This window comes from Streptomyces sp. RPA4-2, from assembly GCF_012273515.2.
GTDB classification, from domain to species: Bacteria; Actinomycetota; Actinomycetes; order Streptomycetales; family Streptomycetaceae; genus Streptomyces; species Streptomyces kaempferi.
Genome location: NZ_CP050975.2, coordinates 2308795 through 2328742 on the forward strand (window position 1 = coordinate 2308795; position 19948 = coordinate 2328742).

20 protein-coding genes are annotated in these 19948 nt (G+C 71.2%); 9 read left to right on the forward strand and 11 right to left on the reverse strand.

The window, feature by feature from the left end:
- The first annotated feature begins 141 nt into the window (after positions 1–141).
- Positions 142–1353, forward strand: a complete 1212-nt coding sequence (gene serB / locus HEP85_RS09800) for a phosphoserine phosphatase SerB (RefSeq protein WP_168527431.1) — start codon at positions 142–144, stop codon at positions 1351–1353.
- A 109-nt stretch (positions 1354–1462) separates the two neighbouring features.
- On the opposite strand, the gene HEP85_RS09805 is transcribed toward serB, so the two are convergent.
- The 4 genes from HEP85_RS09805 to HEP85_RS09820 all read right to left on the reverse strand — a co-directional run bounded on the left by HEP85_RS09805 (position 1463) and on the right by HEP85_RS09820 (position 4121).
- Complete coding sequence (locus HEP85_RS09805) at positions 1463–1981, reverse strand: histidine phosphatase family protein (RefSeq protein WP_168527432.1); 519 nt, start codon at positions 1979–1981, stop codon at positions 1463–1465.
- Between the two features lie 120 nt (positions 1982–2101).
- Complete coding sequence (locus HEP85_RS09810) at positions 2102–2317, reverse strand: hypothetical protein (RefSeq protein ID WP_329286829.1); 216 nt, start codon at positions 2315–2317, stop codon at positions 2102–2104.
- A 179-nt stretch (positions 2318–2496) separates the two neighbouring features.
- A complete protein-coding gene (locus HEP85_RS09815; RefSeq protein ID WP_148007544.1) occupies positions 2497–2613 on the reverse strand; it encodes an SGM_5486 family transporter-associated protein in 117 nt (38 codons plus the stop codon).
- Between the two features lie 188 nt (positions 2614–2801).
- A complete protein-coding gene (locus HEP85_RS09820; RefSeq protein WP_168527433.1) occupies positions 2802–4121 on the reverse strand; it encodes a CynX/NimT family MFS transporter in 1320 nt (439 codons plus the stop codon).
- A gap of 101 nt (positions 4122–4222) precedes the next feature.
- Between HEP85_RS09820 and HEP85_RS09825 the strand changes: the two genes are divergently transcribed.
- Positions 4223–4915 carry a FadR/GntR family transcriptional regulator gene (locus HEP85_RS09825; RefSeq protein ID WP_168527434.1) on the forward strand — a complete coding sequence of 231 codons (693 nt, stop codon included), beginning with the start codon at positions 4223–4225 and terminating at the stop codon, positions 4913–4915.
- On the opposite strand, the gene HEP85_RS09830 is transcribed toward HEP85_RS09825, so the two are convergent.
- The 3 genes from HEP85_RS09830 to fabG all read right to left on the reverse strand — a co-directional run bounded on the left by HEP85_RS09830 (position 4890) and on the right by fabG (position 7013).
- Complete coding sequence (locus HEP85_RS09830; protein ID WP_168533488.1) at positions 4890–5243, reverse strand: hypothetical protein; 354 nt, start codon at positions 5241–5243, stop codon at positions 4890–4892. The genes HEP85_RS09825 and HEP85_RS09830 overlap by 26 nt on opposite strands.
- Before the next feature lie 277 nt (positions 5244–5520).
- Positions 5521–6288 carry an enoyl-ACP reductase FabI gene (gene fabI / locus HEP85_RS09835; protein WP_168527435.1) on the reverse strand — a complete coding sequence of 256 codons (768 nt, stop codon included), beginning with the start codon at positions 6286–6288 and terminating at the stop codon, positions 5521–5523.
- Positions 6289–6293: 5 nt separating this feature from the next.
- Positions 6294–7013: a 3-oxoacyl-[acyl-carrier-protein] reductase gene (gene fabG / locus HEP85_RS09840; protein WP_148007539.1), complete on the reverse strand. Its 720-nt coding sequence runs from the start codon at positions 7011–7013 to the stop codon at positions 6294–6296.
- A 251-nt stretch (positions 7014–7264) separates the two neighbouring features.
- Here fabG and HEP85_RS09845 point away from each other — a divergent pair, with 251 nt between their 5' ends.
- From HEP85_RS09845 to tyrS, 3 genes are read left to right on the forward strand one after another with little or no spacing between them, the layout of a single operon-like run.
- Positions 7265–8788 carry a TldD/PmbA family protein gene (locus HEP85_RS09845; RefSeq protein WP_168527436.1) on the forward strand — a complete coding sequence of 508 codons (1524 nt, stop codon included), beginning with the start codon at positions 7265–7267 and terminating at the stop codon, positions 8786–8788.
- The gene (locus HEP85_RS09850) at positions 8785–10188 is read left to right on the forward strand and encodes a metallopeptidase TldD-related protein (protein WP_168527437.1); all 1404 of its coding nucleotides are present in this window, start codon (positions 8785–8787) and stop codon (positions 10186–10188) included. Before HEP85_RS09845 ends, HEP85_RS09850 begins: the two co-directional genes overlap by 4 nt.
- A 44-nt stretch (positions 10189–10232) precedes the next feature.
- Entirely contained in the window at positions 10233–11501 is a 1269-nt protein-coding gene (gene tyrS, locus HEP85_RS09855) for a tyrosine--tRNA ligase (RefSeq protein WP_168527438.1), read from the forward strand.
- Positions 11502–11595: 94 nt separating this feature from the next.
- Here tyrS and HEP85_RS09860 read toward each other — a convergent pair whose 3' ends face one another.
- A complete protein-coding gene (locus HEP85_RS09860) occupies positions 11596–11871 on the reverse strand; it encodes a GlsB/YeaQ/YmgE family stress response membrane protein (RefSeq protein ID WP_168527439.1) in 276 nt (91 codons plus the stop codon).
- Positions 11872–12112: 241 nt separating this feature from the next.
- Between HEP85_RS09860 and HEP85_RS09865 the strand changes: the two genes are divergently transcribed.
- Positions 12113–12523 carry a DUF3099 domain-containing protein gene (locus tag HEP85_RS09865; protein ID WP_211117895.1) on the forward strand — a complete coding sequence of 137 codons (411 nt, stop codon included), beginning with the start codon at positions 12113–12115 and terminating at the stop codon, positions 12521–12523.
- 392 nt (positions 12524–12915) lie between these two features.
- Positions 12916–13158, forward strand: a complete 243-nt coding sequence (locus tag HEP85_RS09870) for a hypothetical protein (RefSeq protein WP_168527441.1) — start codon at positions 12916–12918, stop codon at positions 13156–13158.
- Positions 13159–13189: 31 nt separating this feature from the next.
- On the opposite strand, the gene moaA is transcribed toward HEP85_RS09870, so the two are convergent.
- The 3 genes from moaA to HEP85_RS09885 form a co-directional block, all read right to left on the reverse strand.
- A complete protein-coding gene (gene moaA / locus HEP85_RS09875; protein ID WP_168527442.1) occupies positions 13190–14179 on the reverse strand; it encodes a GTP 3',8-cyclase MoaA in 990 nt (329 codons plus the stop codon).
- Between the two features lie 145 nt (positions 14180–14324).
- Positions 14325–15947, reverse strand: coding sequence for a cation acetate symporter (locus HEP85_RS09880; protein ID WP_168527443.1), 1623 nt, complete (start codon positions 15945–15947; stop codon positions 14325–14327).
- The gene (locus HEP85_RS09885; protein ID WP_168527444.1) at positions 15944–16300 is read right to left on the reverse strand and encodes a DUF485 domain-containing protein; all 357 of its coding nucleotides are present in this window, start codon (positions 16298–16300) and stop codon (positions 15944–15946) included. The genes HEP85_RS09880 and HEP85_RS09885 overlap by 4 nt, the downstream gene beginning before the upstream one ends.
- 391 nt (positions 16301–16691) lie before the next feature.
- Between HEP85_RS09885 and HEP85_RS09890 the strand changes: the two genes are divergently transcribed.
- Positions 16692–18218 carry a S8 family serine peptidase gene (locus HEP85_RS09890; RefSeq protein ID WP_168527445.1) on the forward strand — a complete coding sequence of 509 codons (1527 nt, stop codon included), beginning with the start codon at positions 16692–16694 and terminating at the stop codon, positions 18216–18218.
- A 225-nt stretch (positions 18219–18443) separates the two neighbouring features.
- The gene (locus HEP85_RS09895; RefSeq protein WP_369657666.1) at positions 18444–19841 is read left to right on the forward strand and encodes a CoA transferase; all 1398 of its coding nucleotides are present in this window, start codon (positions 18444–18446) and stop codon (positions 19839–19841) included.
- Positions 19842–19948 lie beyond the last annotated feature (107 nt).

The following is a 19948-nucleotide window of genomic DNA, read 5'->3' on the forward strand; positions in this document are numbered from 1 at the left end:
GCCCCGCCGCCCACCGCGTGGCGGAGCTGGGCGTCGACTCGGGGAAACGCGCGCGACACTACTCCGACACCCAGAGTTCCCTGTCCGCTGGACGGACCGCGGGGGCGGAAGGCACTGGGTGCCGGATACGGTGGAAGCACCATGAGCGCTACGCAGACCCCCGATACCCCCACCCTCCTTGTCAAGATCTTCGGCAAGGACCGGCCGGGCATCACGGCCGGACTCTTCGACACCCTCGCCGCCTTCTCCGTCGACGTGGTCGACATCGAGCAGGTCGTCACCCGTGGCCGGATCGTGCTGTGCGCGCTCGTGACCGAGCCGCCCTCCGGTCTGGAGGGCGATCTGCGGGCCACCGTGCACAGCTGGGCGGACTCGATGAAGATGCAGGCGGAGATCATCTCCGGCCTCGGCGACAACCGGCCGCGCGGCATGGGGCGTTCGCACGTCACCGTGCTCGGACATCCGCTCACCGCCGAGTCGACGGCCTCGATCGCCGCGCGGATCACCAAGACCGGCGGGAACATCGACCGTATCTTCCGGCTCGCCAAGTACCCGGTGACGGCGGTGGAGTTCGCCGTGTCCGGTGCGGAGACCGAGGCGCTGCGCACCGCGCTGGTGACGGAGGCCGCGGCGCTCGGGGTGGACATCGCCGTGGTCGCGTCGGGGCTGCACCGGCGGGCCCAGCGGCTGGTCGTCATGGACGTGGACTCGACGCTGATCCAGGACGAGGTGATCGAGCTCTTCGCCGCGCACGCCGGGTGCGAGGCCGAGGTCGCCGAGGTGACGGCCGCCGCGATGCGCGGGGAAATGGACTTCGAGGAGTCGCTGCACGCGCGCGTGGCGCTGCTGAAGGGGCTGGACGCCTCGGTGGTGAACAAGGTGCGCGAGGAGGTACGGCTGACGCCCGGCGCGCGCACCCTGATCCGTACGCTGAAGCGCCTCGGCTTCCAAGTCGGTGTCGTGTCGGGCGGGTTCACCCAGATCACGGACGACCTGAAGGAGCGGCTCGGGCTCGACTTCGCGCAGGCCAACACGCTGGAGATCGCCGACGGGAAACTGACCGGCCGGGTCACCGGCGAGATCGTGGACCGGGCGGGCAAGGCACGGCTGCTGCGCCGGTTCGCGGCGGAGGCGGGGGTACCGCTCGTCCAGACCGTGGCGATCGGTGACGGCGCCAACGACCTCGACATGCTCAACGCGGCGGGTCTCGGTGTCGCGTTCAACGCCAAGCCCGTCGTACGGGAGGCCGCGCACACCGCGGTGAACTTCCCCTTCCTGGACACCGTGCTGTATCTGCTGGGGGTCACCCGCGAAGAGGTCGAGGCGGCGGACATGCATCTGGACGACCACTGACCGCGCGTTCCTGACGCCCGCCCGGCGCACGCCGGGGTCCTGGCCGGTACGACGGGGGCCCGGCACCGTCGAGACGGTGCCGGGCCCCCGTGCCGTCCGCACGGGTGGGTTACTCGGTGGGTGCCCAGTAGTCGATCAGCGTGGTCACGCCCGGCTCCAGTGATTTCCAGGAACCGTCGAAGGACAGCACGGCGAAGGCCGCGGTGGGGAAGCCGCGCTCGGTCATCCGGGCGCGGGCCTCGCCCTCGGCCTGGCCGGCCAGTACCTCGGCGAGGCCCTGGATGCCGGGATTGTGCCCGATCAGGAGCACGTCCTGGGCATCGTCCGGGGTTTCGTTGAGTACGGCGATCAGCTCGCCCGGCGAGGCCTCGTAGAGCCGCTCCTCATAGACCGTTTTCGGCCGGTGCGGGAACTCATGGACGGCGAGCTTCCAGGTCTCACGGGTCCGGGCCGCGGTGGAGCAGAGGGCCAGATCGAAGGGGATGCCGGTGTCGGCCAGCCTGCGTCCGGCGATAGCGGCGTCCGTACGGCCCCGGTCAGCGAGCGGCCGCTCATGGTCGGACACCTGTGGCCAGTCGGCTTTCGCATGCCGGAAGAGGACAATCCTGCGGGGTTCTGCGACGCTCATGAGTCCCAGCTTCGCACGAAACACGCCATGTGGCTCAAGGAGTTGACGGGCTCCTTCACCACGGGACAGCTGCCGTTCGGCACGGTGCGCGAGGGGTGCGGCACCCTGCGTGAAGGCGGCTCAGGAGGCCTGGTGCTGCACGGTCTGCTGGAGGCGCTCGAAGAGGTGGGTGAGCGCGGGGTCGCCGGCCGCGGCATGCGCGTCCGCCGGGTTCAGCAGCAGGAGCAGCAGGGTGGCGAAGGCGAGGGCCGGCAGGGCGACGGCCCACCAGGGCAGACGGATCTCGACGCGGCCCGGGGTCACCGGGTGGGGCCGGGGGTGCGTACGGGCCGACATGCCGCCTCCGTGGGTCTTCGCGTGGTCCGTGTTCCGCGTCCTCGCGGCCACATCTCGAAGTTACGGAATCCGGGTACGTCAACCCATCCGGTGATCCACCCACTTGACCCTGACACTCACCCCCTAGGGGACACGGGGGCTAGCCCCACCATCGCCGTCCCCGGGGGGCGCGGGCGAGGTCACGGAGAGGCGATGGTCGCGATGACGGCGATGATCACGGTGATGGCGAGGAACGTGCCGAAGACGAGCAGCATCTTCTTCTGGCCGTTCTGGGGGTTCGGATCGAGCACTGGCATACGCCCAGTCTCGCACCCTTCGCCCGGTCTCCGGTGGGTGGGGTCGGCCGTCCCGCCGCGTGTCGCCCGGCTGCCACGCCCCGTCCCGCCCGGTCGCCCGGGGTCCGGTCGGCCGCGCTCGCGGGCGGGTCGGGGGCGGCTCGCGGTCCGGCCGGGTCCCTGTCCGCCTGCACCCCGGGCCCGCGTCCTCAGGGGCGGGGTACGGGGGTGGCCTCGTCCTCGACCGTGCGGTCGCGGCCCGCCAGGACGCCCACCGCGATCTGCGGGACCATCAGCGCGGCCATGAGCGCGATCGGCAGGCCCCAGCCGCCGCTGTGCTGGTAGAGCACGCCGACGAGCAGGGGTCCCGGGATCGAGAGCAGATAGCCGGTGCTCTGCGCGAAGGCCGAGAGCTGGGCGACACCCACCCCGGTCCGGGCGCGCATGCCGACCATGGTGAGGGCGAGCGGGAAGGCGCAGTTGGAGACGCCGAGCAGCAGGGCCCAGGCCCAGGCGCCGCCGGCCGGGGCGGCGTAGAGACCCGCGTACCCGGCGAGTCCGCAGGCGCCGAGCGCGACCACGATGGGCCCCTGGTGGGGCAGCCGGGTGGCCAGGCGCGGGATGACGAAGGCCAGCGGCACGCCCATCACCATCGTGACGGCGAGAAGCAGTCCCGCGGTGCCCGCGGAGACGCCCGCGTCGCGGAAGATCTGCGGCATCCAGCCCATCGTGATGTAGGCGGCGGTGGCCTGGAGTCCGAAGAAGACGGCGAGGGCCCAGGCGGTCCGGCTGCGGGTGATGCGCAGCCCGTCGGGCTCGGGCGGGGCGGAGGCCGCGGCGGGCGGGCGCTCACCGCCCGGGGAAGCGGCGCCCCGGGTGCGGACGAGCGCGATCCACGGCAGTACGGCGACCCCGGCGAGCCCCGCCCACACAGCCAGCCCCGAGCGCCAACTGCCGCCCAGGGCGTCGGTCATGGGCACGGTCAGGGCTGCCGCGGCCGAGGTGCCCAGGGCGAGCGCCATCGAGTAGAGGCCGGTCATGGAGCCGACCCGGTCCGGGAACCAGCGCTTGACGATCACCGGCATGAGCACGTTGCTGACGGCGATGCCCATGAGCGCGAGGGCACTGGCGGCCAGGAAGCCGGCCGCGCTCCCGGTGTACGGGCGGATCGCGAGCCCCGCCGTGATGGCGACCATCCCGGCGCAGACGACCACGCCGGGCCCGAAGCGGCGGGCGAGCCGTGGCGCCATGACGCCGAAGACGGCGAAGCAGAACGGTGGCACGGAGGTGAGCAGTCCGGCGACGCTGCCGCTCATGCCGAGTCCGTCGCGCACCTCTTCGAGGAGGGCGCCGAAGCTGGTGATGGCGGGACGCAGGTTGAGGGCCGCGAGGACGATGCCCACGATCACCAGCCGCGTCGCCCACGCGCGCGGGGGAGCTTGCAGGGACGCCGTCTCGCTCCTGGGCTCCTGATCCGCGCAGCCGCGTATCGGTGGGGACGTGGTGGTCCGGGTTTCCTCGATGGCCATGGCGTCATCATAGAATCATGGGATGATTGGCTGTCCACTCTCGCTGCGTTAACCTCCGGCCCCGCGCGAACGACCGCACCGGGCCCGTACGAAGGACCGCCATGCCGCTGAGCCACCCCCGCCGTTCGGCGCTGTCCGAGCAGGTCATCGCCGAGCTGCGGAACCAGATCACCTCCGGCGAGTGGCCGGTCGGCTCCCGCATCCCGACCGAACCGGAGCTCGTCGAACAACTGGGCGTCGCCCGCAACACGGTCCGGGAGGCCGTCCGGGCGCTCGCCCACAACGGCCTGCTCGACATCCGCCAGGGTTCGGGCACCTACGTCGTCGCGACCAGCGAACTCGCGGGCGTGATGCACCGCCGCTTCGCCGACGCCGAACCCCGGCACATCGCCGAGCTGCGTTCCACCCTGGAGTCGAGCGCCGCGAAGCTGGCCGCCGAACGGCGCACCGACCGCGATCTCAAGCAGCTCGACGCGCTGCTGCTCCGGCGCGAGGACGCCTGGGAGTCTGGCGACACGGAGGCCTTCGTGACCGCCGACGCGACCTTCCATCTGGCGGTGGTGGCCGCGTCCCACAACGACGTCATGACGGCGATGTACGCGGACCTGGGCGAGGTGCTGCGCGACTGGCTGCGCGACGACGTCGGCGAGGGGCTGACGCCGGAGACGTACATGGACCACGCGCGGCTCGTCGACGCGATCCGCGGGGGTGACACGGAGGCGGCGGCCGCGGAGGCCGCGGGCTACCCGTTCCAGTGCCGCCCGTGGCTCAGGCGTCCCGCTTCCGGTGACTGACCCACACCGAGCGGATCTCCTTCCAGCACCGGCCCTCCATCCGCACCGTCATCGCGGGTCCCGCCTCGACAGCGGTGGCGTCGGTGTCGATGTCCCACCAGCGGTCGCACTCGATGTGCAGACTGACCAGGTCCGTCCCCGGATAGGGGTTGTGGCAGTACGCGACCGCGTGGGAGCCGGTGACCGTGGTGCGGCACGCCGCGCCGAACGGCTGGGGCACGGCGGTGCTCTCGTGGCGTCCACGCGCGTTGGGCATCGCGTCGTACGGCAGCGCGACCATCAGCGTGACGGCGGCGAACACCGGGGCAAAACGGCGGGACAGGCGCACAAGGGGGACCTCCTCGGCCGTACGGCTGCGGGGCGGTGCGTACTCCAATCGTGCGTGGTGGGGTGCCCCTGCCGCCCGGCCGACTGGGCCGAACGGGCGACGCCCCGCTCCCCGCGCGAGGCGGGAAACGGGGCGTCACGGCCGTACGGGACGGTGCTCTTCGCACGAGGTACGGGAGGGTCGCCTCCGTACGGGACGGTCGCCTCGGTACGGGAGGGTCGCCTCCGTTCGAGGCTACGCGGCGGTCCGCTCCGTACGGGAACGCCTGTGCGAGCGCCTACGCGCCGATCGCGTGCAGACCGCCGTCGACGTGGATGATCTCACCGGTGGTCTTCGGGAACCAGTCGCTCAGCAGGGCGACGACGCCCTTGCCGGCCGGCTCCGGGTCCTTCAGGTCCCACTCCAGCGGGGAGCGGGTGTCCCACACGGCGGCCAGGTCGCTGAAGCCCGGGATGGACTTGGCGGCCATGGAACCGATGGGGCCCGCCGAGATGAGGTTGCAGCGGATGTTCTGCTTGCCCAGGTCGCGCGCCATGTAGCGGCTGGTGGCCTCCAGGGCGGCCTTGGCCGGGCCCATCCAGTCGTACTGCGGCCAGGCGTACTGCGCGTCGAAGGTGAGGCCGACGACCGAGCCGCCGTTCTGCATCAGCGGAAGGCAGGCCATGGTCAGCGACTTCAGGGAGAACGCCGAGACGTGCATGGCGGTGGCCACCGACTCGAACGGCGTGTTGAGGAAGTTGCCGCCGAGTGCGTCCTGCGGCGCGAAGCCGATGGAGTGCACGACGCCGTCGAGGCTGCCCAGCTCCTCGCCGACGATGTCGGCCAGCCGCCCGAGGTGCTCGTCGTTGGTGACGTCGAGCTCGATGACCTTGGTCGGCTTGGGGAGCTTCTTGGCGATGCGCTCGGTCAGCGTGGGCCGCGGGAACGCGGTCAGGATGATCTCGGCGCCCTGCTCCTGGGCCAGCTTGGCGGTGTGGAACGCGATGGAGGACTCCATCAGCACACCGGTGATCAGGACGCGCTTGCCCTCGAGGATTCCACTCATGGTGATCAGTGACCCATTCCCAGTCCGCCGTCAACCGGAATGACGGCTCCAGTGATGTACGAGGCGTCGTCCGAGGCGAGGAACCGCACCGCGGCGGCGATCTCCTCGGGCTGCGCGTACCGGCCGAGCGGCACCTGGGCGACGATGCCCGCACGCTGCTCGTCGGTGAGCACCTTGGTCATGTCGGTGTCGACGAAACCGGGCGCGACGACGTTGAAGGTGATGTTCCGCGAGCCGAGCTCCCGCGCGAGCGACCGCGCGAAGCCGACCAGAGCGGCCTTGGAGGCGGCGTAGTTCGACTGTCCCGCGGAGCCCAGCAGCCCCACGACCGAGGAGATGAGGACGACGCGCCCCTTCTTGGCGCGGAGCATGCCGCGGTTGGCGCGCTTGACGACCCGGAAGGTGCCGGTGAGGTTCGTGTCGAGGACGGAGGTGAAGTCCTCCTCGGACATGCGCATCAGGAGCTGGTCCTTGGTGACACCGGCGTTGGCGACCAGGATCTCGACGGGACCGTGCTCGGCCTCGATCTCCTTGTAGGCCTGCTCCACCTGCTCGGTGTCGGTGATGTCGCACTTGACGGCGAGGCAGCCCAGGGCGGTGAGGGCGGCCGGCGGCTCACCCGAGCGGTATGTGATCGCGACTTTGTCGCCGGCATCGGCGAACGCGCGGGCGATGGCGAGGCCGATGCCCCGGTTGCCTCCGGTGACGAGAACCGAGCGGCTCAACGGATCACCCTTTCGATAGCAGTCTGAAACCCCTGCAGGACAGGCGCCTTCCCCGAAAACCTATCGGTCCGGTCCGTCTCCCGGAGAATCGGTCCCCGACAGTGGCGCGGGGGGCTCGCTGTCGGATCCCTACAGAAAGCCGGCTTCCGCCGACGGAAAGATCCGGCCTCGGCCGAGGCAAAGCCGTGGCCGCCGGACCCGCCCGCGCGACATGATCGGACCCGACAGGCCACGACAGCAGGGAGACCTCCGTGCCTCATTCCATCGACGAAGCCTTCACGGCACTGCCGCTGCGCGCCCTCGCCGACGCCGCGCTGGCGCGCGCCCGTGCCCTGGGCGCCGAGCACGCGGACTTCCGGTGCGAACGGGTGCGCAGCGCGTCCTGGCGGCTGCGCGACGCCAAACCCGCCGGATCGTCGGACACCACCGACCTGGGGTACGCGGTGCGGGTGGTGCACGGCGGGACCTGGGGGTTCGCGTCGGGCGTGGATCTGACGATGGACGCGGCCGCGAAGGTCGCCTCGCAGGCCGTCGCGATGGCGAAGCTCTCGGCCCAGGTGATCAAGGCGGCGGGTTCCGACGAGCGGGTGGAGCTGGCCGGCGAACCGGTGCACGCCGAGAAGACCTGGGTCTCGTCGTACGACATCGACCCCTTCTCCGTGCCGGCCGAGGAGAAGGCCGGGCTGCTCTCGGACTGGAGTGCCCGGCTGCTGGCGGCCGATGGCGTCAACCACGTCGACGCCTCGCTGCTGACCGTGCACGAGAACAAGTTCTACGCCGACACCGCGGGGACCGTCACCACGCAGCAGCGCGTCCGGCTGCACCCGCAGCTGACCGCCGTCGCCGTCGACGAGTCGAGCGGCGAGTTCGACTCGATGCGCACCATCGCGCCCCCGGCCGGGCGCGGCTGGGAGTACCTGACGGGCACCGGCTGGGACTGGGACTCCGAGCTGGAGCGGATCCCCGAGCTGCTCGCCGAGAAGATGCGGGCACCGAGCGTCCAGTCGGGGCTGTACGACCTCGTGGTCGACCCCTCCAACCTGTGGCTGACCATCCACGAGTCCATCGGCCACGCCACCGAGCTGGACCGCGCGCTGGGCTACGAGGCGGCGTACGCGGGCACCTCCTTCGCCACCTTCGACCAGCTCGGCAAGTTGAGGTACGGCTCCGAGCGGATGAACGTCACCGGTGACCGCACCGCCGAGCACGGCCTCGCGACCATCGGGTACGACGACGAGGGCGTCGAGGGCCAGTCCTGGGACCTGGTGAAGGACGGCACGCTCGTCGGGTACCAGCTCGACCGCCGTATCGCCCGGCTGACCGGCTTCGAGCGTTCGAACGGATGCGCCTACGCCGACTCCCCCGGGCACGTGCCCGTGCAGCGGATGGCCAACGTGTCCCTGCAACCGGACCCCGCGGGGCTCTCCACCGAGGACCTGATCGGGGGTGTGGACCGCGGCATCTACGTCGTCGGCGACCGGTCCTGGTCGATCGACATGCAGCGCTACAACTTCCAGTTCACCGGGCAGCGGTTCTTCAGGATCGAGAACGGCCGGATCACCGGTCAGCTGCGCGATGTCGCGTACCAGGCGACGACGACGGACTTCTGGGGGTCCATGGCCGCGGTGGGCGGTCCGCAGACGTACGTCCTGGGCGGTGCCTTCAACTGCGGCAAGGCCCAGCCGGGCCAGGTCGCGGCGGTCTCGCACGGCTGCCCGTCCGCCCTCTTCAAGGGCGTCAACATTCTGAACACGACGCAGGAGGCCGGTCGATGAGCGAGCGCACCAACAAGCCGAACAAGCCGCACGAGGTCGTCGAGCGCGCCCTCGAACTCTCCCGCGCCGACGGCTGTGTGGTGATCGCCGACGAGCACTCGACCGCGAACCTGCGCTGGGCGGGCAACGCGCTGACCACGAACGGGGTGACGCGGGGGCGCACGCTCACCGTCGTCGCGACCGTCGACGGCCGTGAGGGCACGGCGTCCGGGGTCGTCTCGCGCGCGGCGGTGACCTCGGACGAGCTGGAGCCGCTGGTGCGGGCCGCGGAGGCGGCGGCACGCGGCGCGGGCCCCGCCGAGGACGCCCAGCCGCTGGTCACGGGGGTACCGGAGTCCCCGGACTTCACGGACGCGCCCGCCGAGACCTCCTCCACCGTCTTCGCGGACTTCGCCCCCGCGCTCGGCGAGTCGTTCGCCCGCGCGCGGGCGGGCGGCCGTGAGCTGTACGGCTTCGCCAACCACGAGCTGGTCTCCAGCTATCTCGGTACGTCGACGGGGCTGCGTCTGCGGCACGACCAGCCCAACGGGACACTGGAGCTCAACGCCAAGTCGCCGGACCGTACGCGCTCGGCGTGGGCGGGGCGCTCCACCCGTGACTTCAAGGACGTCGATCCGGCGGCGCTCGACGCCGAGCTGGCCGTCCGGCTGGGCTGGGCCGAGCGGCGCGTCGACCTGCCGGCGGGGCGCTACGAGACGCTGCTGCCGCCGACCGCCGTCGCGGACCTGCTGATCTACCAGATGTGGTCGGCGGCGGCCCGGGACGCGGCCGAGGGCAGGACAGTCTTCAGCAAGCCCGGCGGCGGCACCCGCGTCGGCGAGAGGCTCACCGAGCTGCCGCTGACGCTGCGCAGCGACCCGAACGAGCCGGGGCTGGAGTCCGCGCCCTTCGTGCTCACGCACTCCTCCGGCGACGACGCGTCCGTGTTCGACAACGGGCTCCCGTTGTCCGCGACGGACTGGGTGAGCCAGGGCACGCTGGCCCGTCTCTCCACCACCCGGCACAGCGCCGGCCTGACCGGGCTGCCCGTCGCGCCGACGATCGGGAACCTGATCCTGGACGGCGGCGAGGACCGCTCCCTGGAGGAGATGGTCGCCGCCACCGAGCGCGGGCTGCTGCTGACCTGCCTCTGGTACATCCGCGAGGTCGACCCGGCGACGCTGCTGCTCACGGGACTGACCCGGGACGGCGTCTACCTCGTCGAGAACGGGCAGGTCGTCGGCGAGGTGAACAACTTCCGGTTCAACGAGTCGCCGGTGGACCTGCTGTCGCGGGCGACGGAGGCGGGGCGCACGGAAAAGACATTGCCGCGCGAATGGAGCGATTGGTTCACTCGTGCTGCGATGCCCGCGCTGAGGGTGCCCGACTTCAACATGAGCTCTGTCAGCCAGGGCGTATAACCTCGTACCTGATTCACGAGACCACTCAAGGAGATACGAGAACCGTGACGGACATCGTCGACGAACTGAAGTGGCGGGGGCTGATCGCCCTCTCCACTGACGAGGACGCATTGCGCAAGGCGTTCGCGGACGGTCCCGTCACGTTCTATTGCGGCTTCGACCCGACCGCGCCCAGTCTGCATCTCGGCAACCTCGTGCAGATCCTCACGATGCGCCGGATCCAGCGGGCGGGCCACCGCCCGCTGGGCCTGGTGGGCGGTGCCACGGGTCTGATCGGTGACCCGAAGCCGAACTCCGAGCGCACGCTGAACTCGCCCGAGGTCGTCGCCGAGTGGGTGGAGCGGCTGCGCGCGCAGATCGCCCCGCTGCTGGACTTCGAGGGCCCGAACGCCGCGGTGATGGTCAACAACCTGGACTGGACCCAGGGCATGTCGGCCATCGAGTTCCTGCGCGACATGGGCAAGCACTTCCGGGTCAACAAGATGATCGCCAAGGAGGCCGTCTCGCGGCGGCTCAACTCCGACGCGGGCATCAGCTACACGGAGTTCAGCTACCAGATCCTGCAGGGCATGGACTTCCTGGAGCTGTACCGGAGGTTCGGCTGCACGCTGCAGACCGGCGGCAGCGACCAGTGGGGCAACCTCACCTCGGGCACGGACCTGATCCACCGGGTCGAGCCGGAGGCCGTGGTGCACGCGCTCGGCACTCCGCTGATCACCAAGGCGGACGGCACCAAGTTCGGCAAGACGGAGTCCGGCACGGTCTGGCTGGATCCCGAGATGACCACGCCGTACGCGTTCTACCAGTTCTGGCTGAACGCGGACGACCGGGACGTCTCCAAGTTCCTGCGCATCTTCAGCTTCCGGTCCCACGAGGAGATCGAGGACCTGGAGCGGCAGACCGAGGAGCGTCCGCAGGCCCGCGCGGCACAGCGCGCGCTCGCCGAGGAGCTGACCACGCTGGTGCACGGCGCCGGCCAGACGGCCGCCGTGATCGCCGCGTCCAGGGCCCTGTTCGGCCAGGGCGAGCTGGCGGAGCTCGACGCGAAGACGCTGGCCGCGGCCCTCTCCGAGGTGCCGCACATCCAGGTCGCCGAGCTCGGCCCCGCGGTGGACCTCTTCGCGGAGGTCGGCCTGGTCGCCAGCAAGTCCGCGGCGCGCCGCACGGTCAAGGAGGGCGGTGCCTACGTGAACAACACGAAGGTCACCGCCGAGGACGCGGTCCCCGCCCAGGAGGACCTGCTGCACGGGCGCTGGCTGGTACTGCGCCGCGGCAAGAAGAACCTGGCCGCGGTGGAGGTCACGGGCGCCTGAGCGCGCGCGTGCGTACGCACGGCTGAGGGGGCGGCCCCGTCATGGGCCGCCCCCTCCTTCGTACCGTCAGGCGCACCGTCAGGCCGCCGTACCCTCAGGCCCGCTGCCTGTTGCCGCGCAGCGACATGTAGACCATGTCGCCCAGGAAGACGATGACGATGGCGGCCACCAGTTGCAGCGCGTGCCGGCCCCAGTCGATGCCCCTGGTCTCGGCGATGCCGAGCCAGCCCGCGATGGCGTTGCCGACGATCGCGCCGATGATGCCGAAGATGGTGGTCAGCCAGAGCGGGCTGTGCTGTTTGCCCGGCAGGATCGCCTTGGCCAGCAGGCCGAGCACGAAGCCCACGATGATCGCCCACAACCAGCCCATGTATGCCTCCTAGTACGGCTCCGCGTGAGCAGTACGCCCAGTCTCGGTCCGGCCGTCGTACGGCGCATGTCGGGCTCGGCCATACGCGGGACGGCGCATCAGGTCCCCTCGGACCGGACCCGCCCCGGTCTCGAAGGCGACGCAGGCGCGGCGTAACGTGGAACCTGTTCGGGCCCGCGTCCCTGACCGGGTCCGTGCGGGTACGGGCCGGGGAGAGTCCGACACAGGCAGGTGGTGGCACATGCTGCGGAAGCAGAGCGGCGGTCAGGTCTTCCGGATCACCGGGGCCAGGCAGGGACTCGACGAGGACGTCCGTGGCAGACAGCGCCGTTACATCATCTCGATGTCCGTCCGCACGCTCTCCGTGATCCTCGCCGCCACCCTCTGGAACGTCGAGCGGCACGTCGCGCTCGTGGCGCTGGTGCTCGGGATCCTGCTCCCCTATGTCGCGGTGGTGATCGCCAACGCCGGCCGCGAGAACGCGCCGTCGCTGCCCTCCACCTTCGTCACCCTTCCCGGCCCCGCGATGATCTCCCCGCCCCGGCCGGACGCCTTCGCGAAGCCGGTCCCGGAGGATGTGGCCGCCGACGCCGGGACGGGACCGGGGGCCGCCCGCGCGAGCGCGCAGGACTCCGAATCGCCACTCGCCTGACCACGGACGATCCGCAGAAAACGGAATCCGGCCGCGCGCCAAGCTCAAGAAAAGCTCAGATCAATCATGTTGTTCCGGTGCCGGGCAGCGGGTTACCCGTGACATACTTCGTACGCGCTCCGCATCCCCCGTCGGAGCGACAGACCGACGCCGGGCAGCTCCCCCCGTGGCTGCTCGGCGTCGCCTTTTGGGAGCCGTTTCCGGGACCGGATCAGGGTCGGTTCGACGAACGGGAAGAGCGGTTCGGGGCCCGTTCGAACACCGCGCGAGAGCCTGCGCGGGAGTCCCCGTCGAAGATCGACCGGAAACCGGTCCACGGCCGTCCACGGGGTCGTACGAGGTTCGTTCGGGGTGCGTTCGGAGCGGGTCCCGCAGCCGCCTAGGGTTGAGTCGTGAACCTCCCGCTCTTCGACCCGTCGCCCGCTCCCGCCACTCCGCAGTGCTCCGCCAAGGCCTGCCGCGCCGACGCGGTGTGGGTGCTCGCCTGGAACAACCCGAAGCTGCACACACCGGAGCGCCGCAAGACATGGCTCGCGTGCGACGAGCACCGCGAGCACCTGTCCCAGTTCCTCGGCGTGCGCGGGTTCCTGAAGGACGTGGTCCCGCTGGCGGACTGGGTGGCCCCCGGCGCCTGAGCGCGCGCCGCGGGCCCTCGGCGGGGCCGCCTCAGCCGCCGATCGCCGACATCGGACGCTCCGGCTGAAGGAATGACGGATCGTCCAGCCCCGAGCCCGCCTTCTTGCCCCACATCGCCAGGCGCCAGATGCGGGCGATCTCCTCGTCGGGAGCCTCCGAGCGCAGCGCGGCGCGCAGGTCGGTCTCCTCGGTGGCGAACAGACACGTGCGTATCTGGCCGTCGGCCGTGAGACGCGTACGGTCGCAGGCCGCGCAGAACGGGCGGGTGACGGAGGCGATCACACCCACACGGTGCGGGCCGCCGTCGACGAGCCAGCGCTCGGCCGGGGCCGAACCGCGCTCGCCGGCGCCCTCCTCGGTGAGCGTGAAGCGCGTACGCAGCGAGTCGAGGATGTCGCCGGCGGTGACCATGCCCTCGCGCTTCCAGCCGTGCTGGGCGTCGAGGGGCATCTGCTCGATGAAACGCAGTTCGTAGTCGTGCGCGACGGCCCAGGCGAGCAGGTCCGGGGCCTCGTCCTCGTTCAGGCCCGGCATCAGGACCGTGTTGACCTTGACCGGGGTCAGGCCCGCGTCGTGGGCGGCTTCGAGGCCCGCGACGACGTCGTGGTGACGGTCCCGGCGGGTGAGGGTCTTGAAGACCTCCGGGCGCAGCGTGTCCAGTGACACGTTCACCCGGTCCAGTCCCGCCGCCTTCAGGGCGGCGGCGGTGCGCCGGAGGCCGATGCCGTTGGTGGTCAGGGACATCCGCGGGCGGGGTGCGAGGGCGGCGGCCCGCTCCACTATGCCCACCAGACCGGGGCGCAGCAGGGGCTCACCGCCGGTGAAGCGGACCTCGGTGATACCGAGACGGGTGACGGCGATCCCGATGAGGCGGACGATCTCGTCGTCCGTCAGCAGATCGGGCTTGGACAGCCACTGCAGTCCCTCTTCGGGCATGCAGTACGTGCACCTCAGATTGCACTTGTCCGTCAGGGAGACGCGCAGGTCGGTGGCTACTCGGCCGTAGGTGTCGATGAGCATGTGGGCCCCCTCCCTCGATGCGGATCATCCTTACCAGGCACGATCGAGCCTACGTGACAGGACGGACATCCAGCGTGGCCGGATCCCACGAGGTACGGCGCGGCCGCGTCGTAGGGATCTACGACGCGGCCGTCGGCGAGGGGCGTCAGTGCGCTCCGGTGCCCGTCAGGGAGCGGACCTCCAGCTCGGCGTACTTGCCGGCGTCGGGCTCCTCCTTGGACAGCAGGGTGCCCAGCCAGCCCAGCAGGAAGCCGACCGGGATCGAGATGATGCCGGGGTTCTCCAGCGGGAACCAGTGGAAGTCGACGTCCGGGAACATCGAGGTGGGTTTGCCGGAGACGACGGGCGAGAACAGCACCAGGCCGACCGCGGTGACCAGACCGCCGTAGATCGACCAGAGGGCGCCCGGGGTGGTGAACCGCTTCCAGAAGAGGCTGAAGAGGATCGTCGGCAGGTTGGCGGACGCGGCGACCGCGAAGGCGAGGGCGACCAGGCCGGCGACGTTGAGGTCACGGGCGAGGGCGCCCAGGAGGATGGACACGGCGCCGATGCCGACCGTCGCGTACCGGGCCGCCCTGATCTCGTCCTTCTCGTCGGCCTTCCCCTTCTTGATGACGTTCGCGTAGATGTCGTGCGCGAACGACGAGGAGGAGGCCAGCGTCAGGCCCGCGACGACCGCGAGGATCGTTGCGAAGGCGACGGCGGAGATGGAGGCGAGCAGGATGGCGCCCCAGTCGGAGTCGACGCCTCCCAGGTGCAGAGCCAGCAGGGGCGCGGCCGTGTTGCCCGCCTTGTTGGAGGCGATGATCTCGTCGGGTTTGATCAGCGCGGCGGCGCCGAAGCCGAGGGCGAGGGTCATCAGGTAGAAGGCACCGATGAGGCCGATCGCCCAGTTCACGGACTTCCGCGCGGTCTTCGCCGTGGGCACGGTGTAGAAGCGGATCAGGATGTGCGGAAGTCCGGCGGTGCCCAGGACCAGGGCCATGCCGAGGGAGAGGAAGTCCAGCTTGGTCGTGGAGGTGGCCCCGTACTTCAGGCCGGGCTCCAGGAAGGGCGCGCCCTTGCCGCTGTTGTCCGCCGCCTTGCCGAGCAGGTCGGAGATGTTGAAGTTGAACTTCAGCAGGACCAGGAAGGTGAGCAGCAGCGCGCCGATGATCAGCAGGACGGCCTTGATCATCTGCACCCAGGTGGTGCCCTTCATGCCGCCGATGGTCACGTACACGATCATCAGGACGCCGACGAGGGCGACGATGGCGACCTTGCCGCCGTCGCTGGTGATGCCGAGGAGCAGCGAGACCAGGACGCCCGCGCCGGCCATCTGGGCCAGCAGGTAGAAGATCGACACGACGATCGTGGAGGTGCCGGCGGCGGTGCGTACCGGGCGCTGGCGCATGCGGTACGCCAGGACGTCGCCCATGGTGTAGCGGCCGGAGTTGCGCAGCGGTTCGGCGACCAGGAGCAGGGCCACCAGCCAGGCGACGAGGAAGCCGATGGAGTACAGGAAGCCGTCGTAGCCGAAGAGGGCGATGGCGCCGGCGATGCCGAGGAACGAGGCCGCGGACATGTAGTCGCCGGAGACGGCCAGTCCGTTCTGGAATCCGGTGAACTGGCGGCCGCCCGCGTAGAAGTCGGCGGCGTCCTTGGTCTGGCGGCCCGCCCAGACGGTGATGACGAGGGTCGCGGCGACGAACACCGAGAACAGGGTGATGATCAGCGGCCGGTGCTGACTTGCTTCACCGGCTGCGATCAGGGTCGGTACGGAGCTCATGCGCCGCCCTCCATCCGGGACTTGATCGCCTCGGCCTTGGGGTCGAGCTGCGCGGCGGCGTGCCGCGAGTACCACCAGGCGATGAGGAACGTGGTGAGGAACTGGGCGAGCCCGAGGACCAGGGCGACGTTGACGTTGCCGGCCACCTTGGTGCCCATGAAGTCGCCCGCGTAGTTCGAGAGCAGGACGTACAGCAGGTACCAGGCGATGAAGCCGACGGTCACGGGGAAGGCGAAGGAGCGGTGCGAGCGGCGCAGTTCGGCGAACTCGGCGCTCTGCTGCACCTCCGTGAACTCCTCGGTCGAGGGCAGTCCTGGATCGGCCTTCGAGGGGGGCGGTGCGTCGGTAGCCACGGAGTCTCCTCGCGTTGCGGGTGCGGATATGGCGGTGGGCGGGGCGAGTTGGGGCTCGCGGACCGGGACGGGTCGGGCACGGACGTTGTGCGAACCTCACAGTGGCACGGATCACGTTGACCGGGTGGTGACGGTGTGCAGGGGGTGTGATCCGCCGGGGGCCCGAGCGGGCTCGCGCTCCCGTTCAAGGTCACGGCGCCGCGCGTGGACCGGTTCAACTCCCCCGGGTTCTTTCGGAAGTCGGCTCCCGCTCGTTTCGGAAGTCATCTCCGGAAATCGTTGCTGGCCAGCTCGGACGAGGGATAGCTTCGGCCTGCACCACTCGTCATGTACCTGCCCGAGCGCCCCTGGGTGTTCGGGCGGCTTTCGTTCCGGATGATGTGGAGATCCCATGGCTCATCTGCGATCCAGACGCCGGCTCGCCCTCGCGGTCCCGGTCGTCCTGTCGCTCACCGCCTCGCTCGGCTTCCTGCCGGGCGCCGCGTCGGCCGCACCACTCACCGCGTCCACCGCCACCCGCGCGGACGGCCCCGCTCTGGCGTACGTGGTCAACACCAGGACGGACCACCACACGATCGCGTCGGTGAAGAGGGCGATCGCCGCGGCCGGCGGCAGTGTCGTCATCGCCTACGAGCAGATCGGCGTGATCGTCGTCCACTCCGCCGACCCCGACTTCGGCAGCCGGATCCGCGCCGTGCGCGGGGTGCAGTCGGCCGGTGCGACACGGACGGCGCCGCTGGCGGCCGCGGGGACCACGGACGAGGGCGCGGCGAAGGTGCTGTCGGCCGCGGAGGCGGCCAAGGTCTCCCGGAGCGCCGCGGCGGGCCAGGAGCCCCTGGAGGCCGACCAGTGGGACCTGCGCGCGATAGGCGCCGACAGGGCGGCGAAGAAGGACCCGGGCAGCAAGAAGGTGACGGTGGCCGTGATCGACGTGGGTGTCGACGACACCCACCCGGACATCGCCCCGAACTTCTCCGCCTCTCAGTCCGCGAACTGTGTGGGCGGCAAGCCGGACACCACGTACGGCGCCTGGCGCCCGGTGGACGCCGACCACTACCACGGCACGCATGTCGCGGGTGAGATCGCCGCCGCCCGCAACGGCGTCGGTGTCGCGGGCGTGGCGCCGGGTGTGAAGGTCTCGGGCATCACGGTGGCCGAGCCGGACTCCACCCAGCTGTTCTACCCGGAGAGCGTCGTCTGCGCCTTCGTGTTCGCCGCCGACCACGGCGTGGAGATCACCAACAACAGCTACTACGTGGACCCGTGGCTCTACAACTGCATGGACGACCCCGACCAGCGGGCGATCGTCGACGCGGTCGACCGGGCCCAGCTGTACGCCCAGCGGAAGGGCACGCTCAACGTCGCCGCGGCGGGCAACTCCAACGACGACCTCGACGCGGACGCGCTCTCGGACGCGTCCAGCCCCGACGACTCGACGCCCGTCCCCCGCACCGTCGACCCCCACAAGTGCTTCGACGTGCCGACCCAGTTGCCGGGCGTCGTCACGGTGAGTTCGACCGGTGTCACCGGAGCCAAGTCGTACTTCTCCAGCTACGGCAAGGGTGTCATCGACGTCGCGGCGCCCGGCGGTGACCGGTTCCAGATCCCGGACACACCGTCGAAGGACGGCCGCATCCTGTCCACGCTGCCGAACAACCAGTACGGCTGGCTGCAGGGCACCTCGATGGCGACACCGCACGTCGCGGGCGTGGCGGCGCTGCTGAAGTCCAAGTACCCCTGGGCCGGACCGGCCACGCTCCAGAGGCTCCTGAAGGCCGAGGCGGACAACCCCGGTTGCCCGGCCGGCCCGTACGACGGGAACGGCGACGGCGTCGTCGACGCCACCTGCGTCGGCAACAAGCACCTGAACGGGTTCTACGGAGCCGGGATCGTCAACGCGCTGCGAGCGGTCAGGTAACCCGGGACCCGAGGTCTCCGGCGCGCCTGCCGACGCGGCCGACGCAGCGGTGACACCGGTGTGGTGACGGTGCCTCACCCGCGCCGCCGGTGCCATGGCCGTCCGCCGAGGACGGCCATGGCGCCGGAGCGGAGGCGGCCGGCGAAAAGGTCCGCTCCGGAGTCTGTCCGCGGCGGTGGGTTCCGCGCCCCCGGGCGCGCGGAACCCACCTGGCATAGTGCCCGTATGACGCGATCGGCTGCTGGTACGGAGTTCGTGTGGGCGGCGCTGGGCGGAGACCCGGCGCTGCTGTCCCGGCTGTCGACGGTCGTCCGGCCGGGAGCCCTCGACGCCCGCCTGCCCGTACGGGAGTTGGCGCGGGCGTGCGTGGGGGCGTGCGCGCTCGCGGGCGCCGAGCTGACCGCCGTCCGCACCGGAGGGAACGTTCCCGGGGTGCTGGTCGACGACGGGGCCGTCGCCACCGCGTTCGTCAGCGAACGGCATCTGCTCGTCGACGGACGGGCTCCCGTGAACTTCGCGCCGCTGTCCCGGTTCTGGCGGACCGCCGACGGCTGGGTGCGCACGCACGCCAACTATCCCCACCACCGGACGCGGCTGCTGGAGTCGCTGAGGCTGGACGCGGACGCGTCCGTGGAGACGGTCGCCGCCTGCCTCGGCGAGCGATCCGCCGCGGAGGTGGAGGACACCGTGTACGCGGCCGGGGGCCTGGCCGTCGCCCTGCGTACGCCCGCGGAGTGGGCGGCGCACGAACAGGGGGCGGCCGTCGCGCGCCACCCCCTGCTGAGCCGGGAGTCCGTCGCCGAGACGGACCGGTCGGCGCCGAGCGCACCGGCGCGGCTCTCCGGTGATCCGCTGCGGCCCGCGGCCGGCGTGCGGGTGCTGGACCTCACCCGGGTCATCGCCGGCCCGGTCGCCACCCGCACCCTCGCCCTGCTGGGCGCCGACGTCCTGCGCGTGGACACGCCATGGCTGCCCGAGGACCCCGACGCGCACGCCGACACCGGCTTCGGGAAACGTTCCACCAAGCTCGACCTGGGCGGGCGCGCGGACCGCCGTACCTTCGAGGACCTGCTCGCCGGGGCCGACGTCGTGGTCACCGGGTACCGGCCCGGCGCCCTCGACCGCTTCGCGCTCACACCGGAGGCACTGGCCGCGCGGCGGCCCGGCCTGGTGGTCGCGCAGTTGTCGGCGTGGGGCCGGTACGGGCCGTGGTCCGGGCGGCGGGGCTTCGACAGTCTGGTGCAGGTCGCCACCGGGATCGCGGCGATCGAGGGGTCCGCCGAGCGGCCGGGTGCGCTGCCCGCGCAGGCCCTCGACCACGGCACGGGGTATCTGCTGGCCGCCGCGGTGCTCCGGTCGCTCACCGAACGGTCCCGGGAGGGCGGGACACGGCTCGTCCGGCTGGCGCTCGCCCGGACGGCCGGGTGGCTGGTCGACGGGCTCGGGCGCCCGGACGAGGAGCGCTCGGAGGCCTCGTACGACCCGGAACCCTGGCTCGCCGAGACCGACAGTGACCTGGGCCGGCTCAAGTACGCCAGGACACCCGTCTCCTTCACCGGCGGGCCGGCCGACTGGGCGCGCCCACCCGGGCGCTGGGGGACGGACGCGGCCCGGTGGGCCTGAGCCCCCGGGCAGCGCCGAGCACCCGGTGCGCCCGGCGGGCGTGAGCGATGCCCCGGCCGGACACGTACCTGCGGGCGGAATGCACAACCACCGCTTCTTTCCCCGCA

Excerpts from the sequence above, each read along its gene's own strand:
- serB (WP_168527431.1), top strand. The coding sequence starts at position 142 with ATGAGCGCTACGCAGACCCCCGATACCCCCACCCTCCTTGTCAAGATC.
- HEP85_RS09805 (WP_168527432.1), bottom strand. The coding sequence starts at position 1,981 with ATGAGCGTCGCAGAACCCCGCAGGATTGTCCTCTTCCGGCATGCGAAA.
- HEP85_RS09810 (WP_329286829.1), bottom strand. The coding sequence starts at position 2,317 with ATGTCGGCCCGTACGCACCCCCGGCCCCACCCGGTGACCCCGGGCCGC.
- HEP85_RS09815 (WP_148007544.1), bottom strand. The coding sequence starts at position 2,613 with ATGCCAGTGCTCGATCCGAACCCCCAGAACGGCCAGAAGAAGATGCTG.
- HEP85_RS09820 (WP_168527433.1), bottom strand. The coding sequence starts at position 4,121 with ATGGCCATCGAGGAAACCCGGACCACCACGTCCCCACCGATACGCGGC.
- HEP85_RS09825 (WP_168527434.1), top strand. The coding sequence starts at position 4,223 with ATGCCGCTGAGCCACCCCCGCCGTTCGGCGCTGTCCGAGCAGGTCATC.
- fabI (WP_168527435.1), bottom strand. The coding sequence starts at position 6,288 with ATGAGTGGAATCCTCGAGGGCAAGCGCGTCCTGATCACCGGTGTGCTG.
- HEP85_RS09850 (WP_168527437.1), top strand. The coding sequence starts at position 8,785 with ATGAGCGAGCGCACCAACAAGCCGAACAAGCCGCACGAGGTCGTCGAG.
- HEP85_RS09860 (WP_168527439.1), bottom strand. The coding sequence starts at position 11,871 with ATGGGCTGGTTGTGGGCGATCATCGTGGGCTTCGTGCTCGGCCTGCTG.
- HEP85_RS09865 (WP_211117895.1), top strand. The coding sequence starts at position 12,113 with ATGCTGCGGAAGCAGAGCGGCGGTCAGGTCTTCCGGATCACCGGGGCC.
- moaA (WP_168527442.1), bottom strand. The coding sequence starts at position 14,179 with ATGCTCATCGACACCTACGGCCGAGTAGCCACCGACCTGCGCGTCTCC.
- HEP85_RS09880 (WP_168527443.1), bottom strand. The coding sequence starts at position 15,947 with ATGAGCTCCGTACCGACCCTGATCGCAGCCGGTGAAGCAAGTCAGCAC.
- HEP85_RS09890 (WP_168527445.1), top strand. The coding sequence starts at position 16,692 with ATGGCTCATCTGCGATCCAGACGCCGGCTCGCCCTCGCGGTCCCGGTC.
- HEP85_RS09895 (WP_369657666.1), top strand. The coding sequence starts at position 18,444 with ATGACGCGATCGGCTGCTGGTACGGAGTTCGTGTGGGCGGCGCTGGGC.